Here is a 16,914-nt window from a genome sequence, read left to right as displayed (position 1 = left end):
TTTTACCTGTCTAAAATTTCACTTATATCTATAATAAGACTTATGTTACCATCTCCAAGTATTGTACATCCAGCGATACCCTTAGCTTTTTTAATATAAGGGGGTAAAGCCTTCACTACTACCTGTTGTTCACCGATTAAGGAATCTACAAACAAACATGCAGCTTTTGTATTATCCTCCACCAATACCAGTATCCCTTCATTTGAGGAGGTTACCGACCTATTTATATTAAATATTCGATGAAGTCTGTAAATTGGATAGGCTTCCCCTCTTATCATTATCATTTCATTACCTTCGCTATCCGCAATTACTTCATTTTCTTTTGGCTTAAAAGACTCACGAATAGCTGTAATAGGTATTGTATATTTAGATTTTCCAACAGCTACCTCTAATCCATCAATTATCGCGAGCGTTAGAGGAATCTTGATTGATATCTTACTTCCTTTTCCTTTTAAACTTTCAATAGAAATAGCTCCACCAATGCTATCGATATTTTTCTTCACTACATCCATTCCAACGCCACGGCCAGAGTACTCTGTAACACTTTCATTTGTGGAAAATCCCGGTAATAAAATATTTGAGAAAATTTCTTTATCTGTTAATTCATCCTCAGGCTTAGTAACTAACCCTTGATGTTTAGCTTTCTCATATATACTTTTTTTGTCTAGCCCACGTCCGTCATCCCTAACAATTATAAATACATCACCACCAGCATTTTTTGCCTCTAAAGTTATTTTTCCAATTTCCGGTTTACCAGAAGCTATTCTTTCCTCTTTTTCTTCTAGTCCATGATCTAAGGAATTTCTCACGAGATGCATAAGTGGATCAGAAATATGATCAATAATGTTTTTATCTACCTCTGTGTCTTCACCAACAATTTCAAGCTCAACATCTTTATTTAGTTTTTTACTCATATCTCTAACAATTCTATTCATCTTGTGAAAAGTCATGGATACTGGTACCATCCTTATGGACATAACAACATCCTGTAATTCATTAGTAAGTTTTCTTAGTTGTCTCGCAGCTTTATTAAAATTTTCTAACGAAAGACCCTCTAACTCCGGATTTTTTGTGACCATTGCTTCTGTAATTACAATTTCCCCCACTAAATCTAAAAGCATGTCCAGTTTTGAAATATTTACGCTTATAATGCTTTGTCCTTTTCCACTTATAGTTAAGGGTGCTACCTTTTCTTTATTGGTCTCAACGCTTTCAATGTTCTCTATTAGGTCTTCAAGAATAATTTCTTTTTTTCCCTTTAATGCTTTAAGCTCTGGTGGATATTCTTCCACTTGTAGCAGTTCTAATTGTTTTAAAAAAATGACTTCATTTAATTGTTCTTCAATTTTTTTCTTTTCCATAGAGGTAGAAAAACCTATTAAAAACCCATTCTTTCTAATTTCCTCCACACTGTCATTACTTTCTATAATATCTTTAGGAAGGTGATAAATTTCGTAAGCTATATCTTTAAGATTATGAACTACGGTATAAGCTCGTACATTTTCCATCTCACAACCATCTTCATAAAAAATTCTTGCAACATACTTCTGCTTAACTTCTTTACCTCCGCTTTGATAAGAGCTAATATAATATTTAGTGTCTTCCTTTTGTTCTGCAAAATCATCATTGATAATTTCTCCGTTAGCCTCTTTCATATTCCTAAGAAGGTTTGAACTTTTTAATACCAAGCTTTCACTAGAGCCATCTGCATCGAAGTCATTTTGGATTTTCGAAACTTCTCCCTTGATAAAGTCAATGCCAGAAAGCACCAAATCAAATAAGTTTTCAAAGTCAATAGTTACATCTTTGCTTTCACGAATAAAGTAAAACAAATCTTCCAGTGAATGTGCTAGAACAGATATATTGTTAAACATCATCATAGCTGATGAGCTTTTTATGGTGTGCATTATCCTAAAGATTTCATTTATTGCGTCCTTGCCAATTTTTTTGCTCTTTTCACATTCAATACTAATTTCTTCAAGTTGCTCCATTAGTTGCGTGGCTTCAAAAATATATACTTCTAGCATTGGTTCTCTGCTCATTTCACCCTCCGACATAATCGTCCCCCATTTTTAAAAAATTATTTCAATTTTGAAAAAGCTTTTACTATTGTTTCTTCAATAAATGGTTTTATTACAAAACCAGTAGCACCGGACATCACAGCTTCTCTTACAATTGTTTCTTGTCCCATTGCGGAAATCATAATAATTTTTGCACTTTTATCAAAGGCCCTTATATGTTTTAATGCCTCAACTCCATCCATTATTGGCATTGTAATATCAAGCGTTACAATGTCCGGTTTAAGAATCTTATATTTTTCAATAGCAATTGCCCCATTTTCAGCCTCGCCAACCACTTCAAACCCGTTCTTTTCAAGCATGGTTTTTAATGATAATCTCATAAATGCTGCATCATCTGTAATTAAAACCCTTTTCATCAAAGTCATCTCCTCTAAAAATTTATTATATTACCAACTGCTAAAAGAACTCGTTCTTTTACATCAAAACTGCAATTTTCCATTCTCCATAAAAAAGTAATAGTCCATAAAATACTAAAAATTGAATCTGTAAGTGCTTGAGCGTGATTATTAAATGAAATCTCCCTGTTTTCAATAGCTTTTGTAACAAACATAAATAGTAAATTATATCTATTTTTAATAATGTTTTTCATTTCTTTATTGGCTTCTTCATCATACTTAAAAATATCAAAAGAAAACATTACAGTAGTAATATCTGGATAGTTTTGGTAATATTCCGCATATGCTTTACAAAAGTACCTAATTGCCTCTTTACCGCCCATATGATTGTCGAGTATTGTATTTTTTATTACTTCGTCATAGATAGAATATCTTTTTAAAATTTCTTTGATAATTTCCCCCTTACCATTAAAATACCTATAAATAGCAGGCTCTGATATGTTCTGTCTTTTAGCAATTTCCTTTATTGTCATTCCATTAATACCAGATTCGTATAACACTTCAATGGCTGTTATAATTATACTTTCCTTCCTTTTTAAAATATCAATTTTCATTTAACTCACCTCCAGGTTAGTTACAGCTAACTAACTAATTAACATTATATTTCATACTTTTGCATATTACAACATATATTGGTTTAATTTTCATAATACAACTGATTTTTTTATTAAATTCTGGTCATTGATAACCTTTTTACCATTTTTATAGTTCTTTATGACGTTTTATAGTTCTTTTAATTTTTTCAAATTTGATTTTTACATTATTTAATATTATAATATTATAATATACACAATATTAAATATTTTCTAATAACGAATTCTCATTAATTATCATAAAATGTCGTTAAAATAAGGGGTAAGTTCATATGAAATTCAAGAGCAATACTGTAATTATTCTTTGTGCAATTTTTATTAATAGTGTACTGTACTTATCCGGTTGCAGTAAGAATACTAAACCAATAAAAATTGGTGTGTTAGGTACCATGTCAGGAATTAATTCCGATTTATCCGTATCAGGGAGAAGAGGTGTAGAACTCGCCGTGGATGAGTTTAACAAAGCTGGGGGCTTAAGAGGATCAAAATTAGAATTGTTGGTTAAAGACGATAAGAATGATCCAATTTTAGCTCTTAAAGTTCAAAAGGAATTTATTACAGAAAATATACCTGTGGTAATTGGGCCTTATACAAGTGGAATGATTGTAAATTCCATGAGTTATCTAAAAGATAAAAACATATTGCTTTTATCACCAACGGTAAGCGCAGATCCCTTAACAGGTATAGATGACAATTTCATCAGATTCATCGCAACTACCAATGAACAAGCAACAGTTTTAGCTGCTATGGCCAATAAAAATAACGACAAAAAATTTGCAGTCTTATACGATTTAGAAAACAAGATCTTTACTGATGCTCTATATAATAATTTCAAAAATATTTTGGAGTCAAATAAGGGAGAAATTATCTTTACCAAAACATTCAATTCTAATTTAAATGTAAATTGTTCAAGCCTAGCAAAAGATGTTTTAGAATCAAAAATTGATGCTCTTTTTATTATCTCAAATTCGAAAGATAATGCTAAAATAACTCAACAACTAAGAAAACTAGACTCTAAGGTGCATATCTACTCACCTTTATGGTCAAACACAGCTGATTTAATTAGAAATGGTGGAAATGCTATTGAAGGCATGTTTATTGTAGGTGCAATGGATTTTAATGATAAATCACCGAAATTTGTAAAATTTAGAGACTCATACCTAGATAGATATGGAGAAAACCCTACATTTTCCTCTATGTATTCTTATGAAGCAGTGTCTGCTTTACTGGTGGCCATGAAAATGAGTCCTAATCTAACAGCTACTACTATTAAGAATAATCTAATTAAAATTAAAACCTTTAAGGGATTACAGGGTAATTATAGCATTGATAAGTTTGGAGATAATACTAGAAAATATAGGATTTTCGAAATAGAAAATGGACAGTTAAAGAAGGGAGATTAATACATGAAGAGAGTCTTTAGTTTAAAATGCCAGATGTTATTAAACAATCTACTCATATTTATTTTGCCTGCTTTAATTTTTGGATATTTTTCTATTTCACTATCTACTCATCGGATTGTTAAAAATATTCAACATGAAAATAGTATTATGGCCTACAATATTAATAATCAGGTGGAAAATTTTATTCAAAATCCAATAAATATTATGAATGCATTAAAAAAAGATTTACTTTTAGAAAACTTTGTTAATGATACCGAAATAGATAAATACCTTAGTACAATTATTAACATATATCCTTATTTTGATAATATTCGAATTGTTAACAAAGATGGTATGGTAAAAAACACTGCTCCATTTAATAAAGACAAAATTGGGACAAGTACATTAAATGAAGATTTTTTTAAAAAAATAGACAAATCAGGCAAGCCCGTATGGTCCCGTGTATTTATATCAGAGCAGACTCAGTCCCCCACCGTTTCTATCTCGTTTTATGTTAATGGGGATTTGCTAGTTGCAGATTTAAACCTATCTAAAATAATAAAGATTACTCAAGGGTCTACTTCAAATTCAGTAGAAAGTGTTTCTATTTTGGATGAGAAAGGTACCTATCTAGTTGATACTAATAATAATAATAATAATGTAATCCAACGAAGACAATTTGATTATTTTAATGAAATTAAAGATGGAATTGAACATAAAATAGCCACCATAAATATTGAGAATAGTAATAATAATAAACTAATTTTATATTCAACAAAAATTGAGTTAACAGGTTGGTACTCTGTTATAGTGCTAGACTCAAATAAGGCATTAGGTCAAATTACCCAGATTAAGACTAATTATTATATCGCTTTTTTCATAATGATTTTATTATACCTTATTCTTTCCACAATGAGTGTAGTAAGTATAACCAAAGCTTTCAATAATCTTATCAGCAAAATTAAGCTTATCTCTGCTGGTGATTATAGTATGTCCCCTAAAACTAAAGATTATAAGGAGTTTATACAATTATCCAATTATTTTGACATAATGAAAAAGAATATTCGACTTCGGGAAAATGAGATACAGTCATTAAATGTAGAATTAGAAGATAGGGTTGTTGACAGAACTAAACAGTTAGCTGAAACAAACTGTGAGCTTGAGGAATCAAATGCAACCCTGGAGGATACTAATTGTGAACTTAAAAAAAGTAATGCTATGCTCGAAGAACAAATTTCAGAGCGTCAAAGGGCAGAAACTGAGATTAAAAAATTAAATGAGGAATTAGAAGATAGGGTATTGATGCGAACGATAGAATTACAGATCATGAATTCAGAACTAGAAGAAATTAATGTTCAACTTAAAGCGGAGGTTTTTGAAAGAATTAAAATTCAAGAGCAACTAATTAAATCAAAACTTGATGCAGAACAAGCCAATATTGCCAAAAGTCAATTTCTTGCAAACATGAGTCATGAAATTAGGACTCCCATGAATGGCATAATGGGAATGACACAATTAGCCCTAATGACTGATTTAGATGAAGCACCCCGACAATATTTAACTTTGGTAATAAAATCAACAAAGGTACTCCTTACAATAATCAATGATGTTTTAGACCTTTCTAAAATTGAGGCAGGTAAAATTGCAATAGAAGCTAAGCCCTTTAAAATTAGAGATGTCGTTAGCGAAGTTATTACCTTATTTGATATTAGCGCCAATGAAAAAGGTATAATACTAAAAGTTGAAATTGATAAAACCATACCTGACATTTTAAATGGTGATGCTGTAAGATTAAGGCAAGTATTATCAAATATAATCGGAAATGCAGTAAAGTTTACTCAAATGGGTAACGTAACTGTTAGTGTACTAACTGATCATATGGATGAAAATTTTATAAAGGTAAAATTTTCAATTGAAGATACTGGAATTGGAATACCCATAGATAAACAGGGGTTATTATTTGAAAGGTTTAAACAATTAGATAGCACCTACACTAAACAGTATCAAGGAACAGGTTTGGGCCTAGCTATATCTAAAAACCTAGTACGATTAATGGGCGGTGATATTTGGCTAGAAAGTGAAGAAATGGTGGGTTCTACATTTCATTTTACCATTAATCTCCAGAAGATTGAAGCTATATTAAGCGAAAATCCCCTAATGTGGAACAACTCTATAACTGATAACAATTTCAACAAAACTGTACTCTTAGTTGAAGATGATAAAATAAATAGAAGAATAACAGAAATAATTCTTAAGAAAAAACAATTCAATGTTTTACTTGCTGAAAATGGTAAAGATGCAATTGATCTATATAATAAATTTACATTTAATCTGATAATTATGGATATTAACATGCCAGTTATGGATGGGCATACCGCAACTTTATTAATAAGAGAAAAGGAATTGTTGTCTGGAAAACATACCCCCATTATTGCTATGACTGCCTACGCCTTGTCAGGTGATAAAGATAAGTTTATTTCAGCTGGTATGGATGATTATATATCAAAGCCAGTGAATTTTAATGACCTAAGCTCAAAAATAGATAAATGGGTTAATACTTAACTCAAGTAAGCTAAATGGAATTAATTTTAAGTGCGACATAAAAATACTATAAAATTCAGTTATGATTTTTTTCTACTGACTTCATCAATTTTAGCATTTTCTAATAAAAAGCAAAAAAATAACAGATGCCTCAAATAATTGAGATATCTGTATTTACGTTGGTGCTACATCAGGGATTCGAACCCTGGGCACCCTGATTAAGAGTCAGGTACTCTAGCCAACTGAGCTAATGAAGCATGTTAATCAACTTCTTTAGTATATACCACTTTTCCGTATTTGTAAATACCTATAGAAATTAGGAATAGATACCCACTTATCTATTAGCTTAACTTATGCTTCATATAGAGTAAGCCAGGCCTTCAATAATTTTAATTACCATTTACAAAAATCCAGCAAAATTATTTAATTCTGCTGGATTTATTGTTATTTTATGTAATTTACTGTGTTTTCTTTCCTTTTTGGTGCATTAGTTACCTGAATTTTTTTATATCCAAGGCACAATGCATGTATTTGTCTAAAACCCTCTGGTATTTCAAGTTCCTTAACCCATTCCGCGCCTTCTTCACTATTTAGTAAATGTGCAATAAGGCCAATCCAACAGCCACCAATTTCTAAGGATTCTGCTGCTATAAACATGTTTTCTGTTGCTGCTGCGCAATCGACTGAGGCAGCCTCATTGTTTTTGTCTCCAGATACCAATACAACTGTTGGTGCATTGTAAAACACATGGAATTTTTCATTATCAGCAAACCTTCTAATATACTCATTTTCTGATTTACTTGCAATATCTTTAAAAGCGTCATTTAATCTGTCTATAATATCTTTTCTTTGTATTACTGTAAAATGCCATGGTTGCTTATTTGTAGCACTTGGTGAATAAATACCTGCCTCTATTATATCTTGCACATCTGTATCGTTAAGCTGCTCTGGTAAAAAAGCCCTAGTACTTCTCCTATTTCTTATATTTTTTAGAGTTTCATTCATATTAAAATCCTCCGTCTTCTTATTTTTGAATATCTATGATTATACTACTATATTGTTTTAATGTAAGTACGCACTTTTAAAACTCATAGTCACCAATATAATACCATACTTATAATGTATATATTATAATGTAGTAATTGAAACCTATTTAAAAAGCTATAGTTAATTATTTTAAAATATAGTGAGAACTTCGTTTTGCTAAAAAATCAAAATGCATAATAAAATAGGTATGACTTATGGTGAACTTATAGATAATAATACTTATATAATAGATAAAAATAGTGATAGAGAGTTTCTACTAATATCAGTGATAATTTTTATGCTTATAATAAAAACAGATAAAACACTAATATCCCCCCATTACCACGAAATATAAGGTATAATTAAAGTTATTAAATTAAAACATAAGAGGCAAAACAATTAATAATTGTTTTGTGCCCCAGCGAACTACAGGAGGGAAACAAATGATAGAAATAAATGATACAGTTACAGCTCTCTTAGAGAGTCTAAAAACTGCAGATGACAAACAGAGATCTGCAATAGTAAATAAACTTTCCTTAGATTATAATAATGCAATTCCAATGTTATGGGCAAAAATAATAACGAATGAGGACCCAAGAGCAATTCTTTCTGTTATGAGGGATATTTTAAAAAAAGAAAAACCCAAGGGCATGTTCAAAAGAACTATTGGTAATTCCAAAGAAAAACTTAGCGCTCTTCTTTCACATTCAGATCCAAAAGTTAGAAAGAATGTATGTGGTGTTATTGGAGAACTAGGAGATCCTGCATATTTAGAAGCACTATATAATGCCTATAACTCCGAAGATAAATTATTTGTAAGATATTCTTATGTACTTGCCATAGGAAACTGCGGTAGCATTCTTGATGCAGAAAAGTTAAAGAAAATGTTTGAAGATGTAGTAATGAATGAAAAAGCTTGCAGAGAGGATAACTCACTAATAACAACTAATAAACATATTAATGAGGAAAAACTTGCACTTACAAGGGCCATAGATAAATTATCCCCTCCTGTACGCCATGAATTTAAAGGATTTAAAGAATTTGAAAATGCAGTACCTATGATACTCACAGTTATGAATTATCAGTATCAACACACTTTAAAGGAACTTGAAGAAAAATCTATAGACGGTAGACTTGTAGATGATGGTATTCTTATTTATGAGAATGATATAGATCAGGTTTACACCTGCAGAACCTTTTATGAACTTTTGTTTCCACTAGATGAGTGTGAAGAGCTGCAATTTGATTATAAGGTAATAGCAGCTGCAATTATAGATGCAAATGTTGTTGATTTCTTAAATCAGTGTCATGAATGTGATTCTAATTCTCCTTTTTGGTACAGAGTTGAATTTAAAACTATGGATGCCAGCCGCGAACGTTCAGAGTTTGTAAAAAACTTATCAAGAGAACTAGATGAAATTTCCTGTGGAGGTTTAAAAAATAGCCCCTCCTCCTATGAAGTCGAAATTCGAATAGTTGAAAGAAATAATCTCTGCAGTGTATTTATAAAACTATATTCCTTTGCAGATAATAGATTTGACTATAGAAAAAATGAAATAGCTACCTCTATAAATCCAGTAACTGCAGCTATTGTAGTTAAATCTATAGAAAAATGGTTAAAACCTAGTGCGAGAGTTATAGACCCTTTTTGTGGCACTGGCACAATGCTTATTGAAAGAGCTAAACTCGCCGAGGTAGAATCTTTAACAGGCGTGGATATATATAGAACCGCTATTTCAGCAGCAACAGTAAATTCTAAATTAGCTAATGTGAATATAGATTTAATAGATGAAGATATATTAGATTTTTCTACTACCTACCTTTTTGATGAGCTTATAACAAATATGCCTTTTGACAATAAGTCCGCCACCCATAACAAATATGCGGAGCTTTATAGTAAATTTGCAAAAAAAATTCCTAGCCTTGTAGTCTCAGGTGGAATGGCCTTTGTTTATACAATAGAAAAACAATTATTTAGGGAAGTTCTAGTAGATAATGAAGAGCTTGAACTTCTTCAAGAGATAAAAATTGAAAGTGGTAGACTTACGCCACATATATTCGTATTAAAAGTCAAATAAATAACAGTTCAAAAAAATCATAAAAGAAATAGGTCACCTAGCTATTAGGTGACCTATTTCTTTTATAAATTTATTCAAACCACCAGGAATCTTTTGGCGTCACTGGTGAATGTCTTTTATGTTCAGACCTTGTATACAAATCCACTATTTCATTCTCGTATTCCTCTGAAATGTCATCTCCCCTTAAATACATGCAAACCTGGTGATTTATTTCTGTTACTTCTTTTTGATTGGCTTCATTATCCCAGGTACCAGTGGTAGACATTTTATCAATTATAGATTGAGGTGCACCAAATATTTTCGCCATTTCGTAAATTATGCCTTTTGACAATCCAGCAATTGGTTGTATATCTGATGCATCGTCACCATATTTAGTTACCATTCCAAGGGTTAGCTCAGATACATTTGTTGCTCCAGCAACTAAAACATCATATACTTCAGCTACTCTATATACTACGGTCATTCTTATTCTAGCTTTTGTGTTTCCTATATCTACCTTCGAAGGTGGTAAATCACGAAGTAGCTCAATGGATTCAATTACAGGACCCATTATATCGTAAGTTTTAAATACATCTGGTTTTATAATATTTTTTGCAAGTTCTACATCAGCCATATCTGGTTTAATCCCAAAAGGAAGAGATAAATTTATTAAATATAGTCCTGCTTTTTTAATAAGCATACTTGTAACAAAGGTATCTACCCCACCTGAAAGATGACAAACATAACCCTTTTTGCCAGTATGCTTTGCATAGTTTTTTAAGAAAGTGCAAGCTTCTTCTATCATTCTAATTGCATAATTCTGATCTGATTCATTTTCAAGAGGACAGGGTATACCAATTTCATTCATTATTTGTTGTTGTTTAATTTTGTTCATATCGTGCCTCCTTAAATTTGTTTGTAAGTATATTGTAACACACAATATGCTATTTCTCCCATAAATTTAACATAGGTCACTGACTAAATTTTGAAATTGCTCCCGTTGGGCATTTATGTAAGCAAGTTGATTCACTACACTTTGAAACACAAATCCTGCTATCTACTATAGCTATATTATTCTCAATTTTTATTGCACCATGTTGGCAATTCTTAACACAAATTCCACACCCGATACAGCCTACGCTGCAAACTTTACGTACTATAGCACCTTTGTCTTTTGAATTACAATTCACAGCTATAGGAACTCCAATGGGAACCAATTCAATAACTTTTTTCGGGCAAACTATTTCACATTTTCCACAACCTGTACATTTTTTACTGTTAATAATTGGTAGGCCATCTTCACTCATTGTCATTGCATCAAATGGACAACTTCTAACACAGGTTCCAAAACCAAGGCAACCATATTGACATCCCTTATGTCCTCCCTGTAGTAGCGTTGCAGCAACACACTCTTGTACGCCCTCGTATTTATAAGCTTTAATAGCTTTATCTTGATTACCAGCACATTTTACAAAAGCCACTCTTGGTTCCATTTCTAATGCTGCTTTACCAGTTAATTCCCCTACCATTTTTGCAACAGCCGATTTACCTGGAATGCAAAGATTTGGCTGCACATCTGGATTTATAACCACAGCTTCTGCATAGGCCATACAACCAGCATATCCACAGGCTCCGCATTGACCTTTTGGTAATATATCTTCAACAATATGAATCAAGGGATTTACTTCAATGGCGAATTTTTTATTGGCAACCGCCAAAATCAAACCAAACACTAGTCCAACTGATGTCATTACAACTAAAACCGCAATTGCAATACTCATATTACTCATATTAATTTCTCAGCTCCTTTCTATACTGGTATCATACCAGAAAACCCCAGGAAGGCTAAAGCGAGCATTCCAGCTAAAATAAACGCAATACCGAGCCCCTCGAGTGGTTTAGGTACATCTGCTAATCTTAATTTTTCTCTTAAACTTGCCATGAGGATAATTGCCAACGCAAATCCTAATCCAGAACCAATGGCAGAAACCGCACTTTTCATAAATGAAAAATTAGACTCTGCATTTAATAGTGGAACCCCAAGCACAACACAATTTGTAGCAATTAATAATAAATAAATACCCCACATATTATATAGTGTAGGAGCGTATTTTTTAATAATCATTTCTAAAAGCTGCACAAAGCTAGCAATCAAAAGTACAAATACCGCTGTTGTTAAAAATGTTAAATGAAGTGGAGCTAGCACAAAATGGAATACCACCCATGCCAGCATTGAACTAAGAGTCATAACAGAAGTTACAGCCATGCCCATACCAATAGAGGCATTTAAACTATTGGAAACTCCGAAGAAAATACAAAGTCCTAGAAACCTTGTTAAAACGAAGTTATTTACAACTACCGCAGAGACAAACAGAGTTAAATATTCACCCATTATACTTCACCTCTCTCAAGTTTAACTTTTTCCATATGCTGAGTCAGCATCTTGAAACCAGCCACCATATAACCAATTAATATAAATGCACCTGGGGGTAAAATCATTATAAGTGCAGGGTTATACCAAGAACCAAGCACTTGTATGCCAAATATAGCTCCTGTACCTAAAAGTTCACGAATTATTCCAATAGATAAGAGTGCAAGTGCAAAACCACACCCCATTCCCAGTCCATCGAAAAATGATGGTAGCACTGAATTTTTCGAAGCAAAAACCTCTGCCCTAGCTAAAATAATTGCAAAAACAACAATCAATGCTAAATATATACCTAATGCCTTATAGAGCAGTGGCGCATATGCCTGTAATACCAGCTGTACTACTGTAACAATTGTTGCTACAGATGTAATATACACCGGTACACGAACCTTAGGGTTTACTACTTTTCTAGAAATAGATACAATAGTATTATTTACAGTAATAACAAACATTACTGCAAGACCCATAGTTAATGAATTTATGGAGTTACTGGTTACCGCGAGTGCGGGGCAAAGACTAAGTGCAAGAACAAAAATCGGATTTTCTTCAATAATCCCTTTTTTGAATATATTCCATAACTCTCTCATATTATTTTCCCCCTACAAGCTGTGTAACTTGTTGCACAGCTTCTTTGATACCTTTGGTTACAGCTTTTGAAGAAATGGTAGCTCCAGTCATAGCTTGAATATTATTTTCTTTTGATTTATCCTTTACCACTTCTAAATCCTCACTTTTTTTACCCTTAAATTCACTTCTAAAAGCGTCTTTACCTGCATTATCTCCAAGCCCTGGTGTCTCATTACTGGATAATATAGCAAAGTCAATAATTTTACCTTGAGGTGTAACGGACACAAGCATTTTTATAGCTCCACCATATCCTTTACTCTCTGCTGGAACTACATAAGCAATTACTTTCCCATTCTTTTCTGCAGTAAACCAATCTTTTTTTCCATTCAAGGGCTTAAAACTTTCTGCATCTTTAACCAACGCTTTCATTGCATCATTCTTCATAGTAATCGCATTTTTTGCTGCAACTGGTGCTGTTATAAAATAGGTTCCAGCAATAATCGCACCTGATATGAAACAAGCAACTGTTAAATTTATAGCAATTTGAAAAATACTATATTCTTTATTATGCAAAACCTTATGTTCAACATTATTCTCATCCGACATTTTTCACTACCTCCTTGCTCCAAATTTAACTGGCCTTACTAATCGATCAATAAGCGGCGTAACTGCATTCATTAATAAAATAGAGTAACAAACCCCTTCTGGATATCCACCTTTAAGCCTAATTAAGACAGTAAGCGCACCAGCTCCTATAGCAAAAATCACCTGTCCTTTTTTTGTAATTGGAATGGTAACCATATCTGTTGCCATAAAGAATGCTCCAATAATCAAGCCTCCAGCCATCATATGGAAAACCGGATCTCCAGTAAATAGACCTACTGGTCCAAATACCCAAGTTAAAATACCTACTGTTCCAATCATAAATACAGGAACATGCCAATTTACATACCCTTTATAAATTAAATAGATGCCTCCAAGAAGTAATAAAACCGTAGAGGTTTCACCAATACTCCCATTCCGAGTACCAATGAACATTGCCTTATACATTTGAGGTACGCTTCCAAATGTATCGATAAGCTTTCCATATCCTTGTTGTTTTAAAATATTTAAAGGTGTTGCAGTAGTTACTACATCTACACTTGTACTAAGTTTTGACCAGGTTGTCATTGCCACAGGCCATGACACCATAATAGCAGCCCTACCAATATGAGCTGGGTTAAAAATATTATACCCAAGTCCTCCCATAGAATGCTTTGCTATAACTATAGCAATAAATGAACCAACTATCGCCATATACGGTGGAATGGTAGGCGGTAAACACATTGCAAGCAATAGTCCTGTTAAAAAAGCACTTCCATCAGAAATAGTTATTGGCTTTTTTCTAAGTTTTTGTACTAGATACTCTAGTCCTACTGCTGATAAACTTCCCACAAGCAATGTAATTAGTGCAGGAATCCCAAAATTATAAATTGCAAAAAGCGCAGCTGGCGCTAGAGCCAAATTCACAGTCCACATTATTTTAGAAATAGATTCTTTTCCACGTATATGTGGAGATGTTGAAATTGTAAAGAGATTATCTTCTAATTTTACTTCACTATTCATATAAATTGCACCCCTATTTTTTTGCTGCATACGCTGCATTTAATTTTGCAGTCTGCGCTGCATTTTGCATCTTACAATATCTAATGTATTGTACGATATTTCGTTTAGCAGGGCATACATAAACACAGCTCCCACATTCCGCACAGTCTAAAAGATTTTGTTCTTCCTTTGCTTCTTGATAAAGGTTTTTCTGCCCCAAAATACTGAGCATACCTGGATTAAGTCCACAAGGACAAACACTTACACATTTTCCACAACGAATGCAAGGCGATTCCGTGCCGTTATTCACATCTTTTTTAGTTAAACCTAAAATTCCAGAAACTCCTTTAATAATAGAAACCTTTAAATTTGATTGAGCAAATCCCATCATAGGACCACCCATAATAACTTTAGCTGGCTTTTCTATAAATCCACCACAATTATCAATAGCCTCTTCGAATGTTGTTCCAATTCTAAGCAAAAGATTTTTAGGTTCTTTTACAGCACTTCCACTTATAGTTGTTACTCTTTGGATAAGTGGAATTCCTCTTACCACTGCATCATAAATTGCAATAATCGTGCCTACATTTTGAACTACTACCCCTACATCCATTGGCAAATTACCAGAAGGAACCTCGCGATCTGCCAAGACTTTAATAAGCATTTTTTCCGAACCTTGTGGATATTTAGTTGGGATTTCCTTCACCTGCACTGCAGTTCCTTCAAATGCTCTTTTCATTGCAATTACTGCATCAGGTTTATTATCTTCAATTCCCACATATGCTTTTTGAACCCCAAGAACCTTCATCACTATTTTTACACCAGTGCAAATTTGCTGCGAATATTCTAGCATCATTCTATGATCTGCTGTTAAATAAGGCTCACATTCTGCTGCATTCAAAATAAAAGTATCAATTTTCTTTTCTTTTGGTGGGGATAATTTTACATGAGTAGGAAAAGTGGCGCCTCCCATTCCGACGATACCTGCATCTTTAATGATATTTCCTATTTCATTGCCATTTAACTTCTCCCAATCTCTTTCACAGGGAATTCCTTCTACCCACTCGTCTTTGCCATCATTTTCAATTACAATAGAAAGACACTTACCAAATACTACATGAGGGTATTCTGCCACATCTTTAACCATTCCTGATATTGATGCATGGACAGGACTAGAAACAAAAGCATCACTACTTGCTATAACTTGTCCCTTCTTTACAAATTCGCCTTTAGCTACAATTGGTAAGCAAGGAGCCCCTATATGCTGCCTCACCGGAATAATAACCACACTTGGAAGTGCTGCTATTTCTATAAGCTTATCGGCGGTATAACTTTTATTACCATTTGGATGTATTCCTCCACGAAAACTTTTTATCAATTTTTTACACCTCTTTTAACATATTTAAAGTATATTTAGTTATATATACATACTAACTCTTAAAAAAATTAAGATAAGCTCCTAGTAATAACAGGTTGCATTTTCTTATTATTATGAGCAAATTTATCGAAAATTTTTATATTTAATATTGACAATATAAACGTTAGTGTTCCGCCTACAATTTGAAAACCTCTCACAGAATAACCAAATTTCATTGCTACTTCTTGCCCAGCAATAACTCCTAATAAAATAGCAATAAGAGGTGCTATATATACAACAAAGGCCGCCATTAGCATATTTGTCTCTTTCATTTCAAAGGCAACTCTTTGTCCAGCTTTAGCTCCAATTAAATTTTGAGCTTCTATGATAAGTGCACTATCACCCGGGCATGCACCACAATTTTTACATTCACCGTGCCTACCTACTTTGACTTTAGCCATATTGCCTTCCAATATTTCAATTATAATTCCTTCTTCTTCTTTTACCACAGATACATTTACCCCCTATTACTGCAATATTAATTATGTTTATAATTCTACCATTAATTCTCGTATCTACTTTCTGTCGAATTATGTATTTGTTGAACTTCCATTACTTAAGATAGTTTTAAATGGAATGAAAGTCAATAATAATTATATTTTTAACATATACTTCTATAATGTTATAAATATTTGAAATAAAAAATATGTCTTTAAACGTGTATACAGCATATTTATATTTTCTATTCAACTTACTAATGTTTTCAACAGTATTTGAAAATATTAATCTATTAACGCTTTCATACGTTAGTGCATTCTGTAGTATTCCTTTTTATCAGTACTATAACAGTTTGTACTAAAAACAAAAAAAATATTTCATGTTTTTTAAATATTATTGATATAA

At 32.5% G+C, this 16,914-nt stretch carries 16 protein-coding genes and 1 tRNA gene; 4 read left to right on the top strand and 13 right to left on the bottom strand.

Going from position 1 to position 16,914, the window contains the following annotated elements:
• Positions 1-2: 2 nt before the first annotated feature.
• The 3 genes from G9F70_RS08645 to G9F70_RS08635 are packed head-to-tail and all read right to left on the bottom strand — an operon-like array spanning position 3 to position 3,030.
• On the bottom strand, positions 3-2,057 hold the full coding sequence (locus G9F70_RS08645) for a chemotaxis protein CheA (protein WP_164944897.1): 2,055 nt from the start codon (positions 2,055-2,057) through the stop codon (positions 3-5).
• A gap of 23 nt (positions 2,058-2,080) precedes the next feature.
• Positions 2,081-2,437 carry a response regulator gene (locus G9F70_RS08640; RefSeq protein ID WP_164944898.1) on the bottom strand — a complete coding sequence of 119 codons (357 nt, stop codon included), beginning with the start codon at positions 2,435-2,437 and terminating at the stop codon, positions 2,081-2,083.
• Positions 2,438-2,451: 14 nt separating this feature from the next.
• Positions 2,452-3,030, bottom strand: a complete 579-nt coding sequence (locus G9F70_RS08635; RefSeq protein ID WP_164944899.1) for a TetR/AcrR family transcriptional regulator — start codon at positions 3,028-3,030, stop codon at positions 2,452-2,454.
• 311 nt (positions 3,031-3,341) lie between these two features.
• Between G9F70_RS08635 and G9F70_RS08630 the strand changes: the two genes are divergently transcribed.
• Together G9F70_RS08630 and G9F70_RS08625 are read left to right on the top strand one after the other, a co-directional pair.
• Positions 3,342-4,472 (top strand): ABC transporter substrate-binding protein, encoded by a 1,131-nt coding sequence (locus tag G9F70_RS08630; RefSeq protein ID WP_164944900.1) that lies wholly within the window; start codon positions 3,342-3,344, stop codon positions 4,470-4,472.
• Positions 4,473-4,475: 3 nt separating this feature from the next.
• On the top strand, positions 4,476-7,013 hold the full coding sequence (locus tag G9F70_RS08625) for a hybrid sensor histidine kinase/response regulator (RefSeq protein WP_164944901.1): 2,538 nt from the start codon (positions 4,476-4,478) through the stop codon (positions 7,011-7,013).
• A gap of 159 nt (positions 7,014-7,172) precedes the next feature.
• Here the strand turns inward: G9F70_RS08625 and G9F70_RS08620 are convergent.
• Together G9F70_RS08620 and G9F70_RS08615 are read right to left on the bottom strand one after the other, a co-directional pair.
• Positions 7,173-7,249 (bottom strand) — tRNA-Lys (locus G9F70_RS08620).
• Between the two features lie 187 nt (positions 7,250-7,436).
• Positions 7,437-7,997, bottom strand: a complete 561-nt coding sequence (locus G9F70_RS08615) for a nitroreductase family protein (protein ID WP_164944902.1) — start codon at positions 7,995-7,997, stop codon at positions 7,437-7,439.
• Between the two features lie 211 nt (positions 7,998-8,208).
• Here G9F70_RS08615 and G9F70_RS08610 point away from each other — a divergent pair, with 211 nt between their 5' ends.
• Positions 8,209-8,373: a hypothetical protein gene (locus G9F70_RS08610; RefSeq protein ID WP_224617476.1), complete on the top strand. Its 165-nt coding sequence runs from the start codon at positions 8,209-8,211 to the stop codon at positions 8,371-8,373.
• A gap of 88 nt (positions 8,374-8,461) precedes the next feature.
• Positions 8,462-10,096, top strand: a complete 1,635-nt coding sequence (locus tag G9F70_RS08605) for a HEAT repeat domain-containing protein (RefSeq protein WP_164944903.1) — start codon at positions 8,462-8,464, stop codon at positions 10,094-10,096.
• Positions 10,097-10,166: 70 nt separating this feature from the next.
• Here G9F70_RS08605 and nadE read toward each other — a convergent pair whose 3' ends face one another.
• The 8 genes from nadE to G9F70_RS08565 form a co-directional block, all read right to left on the bottom strand.
• A complete protein-coding gene (gene nadE / locus G9F70_RS08600) occupies positions 10,167-10,970 on the bottom strand; it encodes an NAD(+) synthase (RefSeq protein ID WP_164944904.1) in 804 nt (267 codons plus the stop codon).
• A gap of 76 nt (positions 10,971-11,046) precedes the next feature.
• On the bottom strand, positions 11,047-11,856 hold the full coding sequence (rnfB, locus tag G9F70_RS08595; RefSeq protein WP_164945000.1) for an RnfABCDGE type electron transport complex subunit B: 810 nt from the start codon (positions 11,854-11,856) through the stop codon (positions 11,047-11,049).
• Between the two features lie 29 nt (positions 11,857-11,885).
• A complete protein-coding gene (locus G9F70_RS08590) occupies positions 11,886-12,467 on the bottom strand; it encodes an electron transport complex protein RnfA (protein WP_164944905.1) in 582 nt (193 codons plus the stop codon).
• Positions 12,467-13,090: an electron transport complex subunit RsxE gene (gene rsxE, locus G9F70_RS08585; RefSeq protein ID WP_164944906.1), complete on the bottom strand. Its 624-nt coding sequence runs from the start codon at positions 13,088-13,090 to the stop codon at positions 12,467-12,469. Before rsxE ends, G9F70_RS08590 begins: the two co-directional genes overlap by 1 nt.
• A gap of 1 nt (position 13,091) precedes the next feature.
• A complete protein-coding gene (locus G9F70_RS08580) occupies positions 13,092-13,676 on the bottom strand; it encodes an RnfABCDGE type electron transport complex subunit G (protein ID WP_164944907.1) in 585 nt (194 codons plus the stop codon).
• Positions 13,677-13,682: 6 nt separating this feature from the next.
• Complete coding sequence (locus G9F70_RS08575) at positions 13,683-14,675, bottom strand: RnfABCDGE type electron transport complex subunit D (RefSeq protein ID WP_164944908.1); 993 nt, start codon at positions 14,673-14,675, stop codon at positions 13,683-13,685.
• A 13-nt stretch (positions 14,676-14,688) separates the two neighbouring features.
• Positions 14,689-16,032: an electron transport complex subunit RsxC gene (rsxC, locus tag G9F70_RS08570; protein ID WP_164944909.1), complete on the bottom strand. Its 1,344-nt coding sequence runs from the start codon at positions 16,030-16,032 to the stop codon at positions 14,689-14,691.
• A gap of 68 nt (positions 16,033-16,100) precedes the next feature.
• Positions 16,101-16,520, bottom strand: a complete 420-nt coding sequence (locus tag G9F70_RS08565) for a SoxR reducing system RseC family protein (RefSeq protein WP_164944910.1) — start codon at positions 16,518-16,520, stop codon at positions 16,101-16,103.
• Positions 16,521-16,914 lie beyond the last annotated feature (394 nt).

The organism is Clostridium sp. FP1 (assembly GCF_011065975.2).
Lineage (GTDB): Bacteria > Bacillota > Clostridia > Clostridiales > Clostridiaceae > Clostridium_AD > Clostridium_AD tagluense.
Note: the sequence above shows the minus strand (reverse complement) of the source record. Positions and strands in the feature narration are given on the sequence as shown.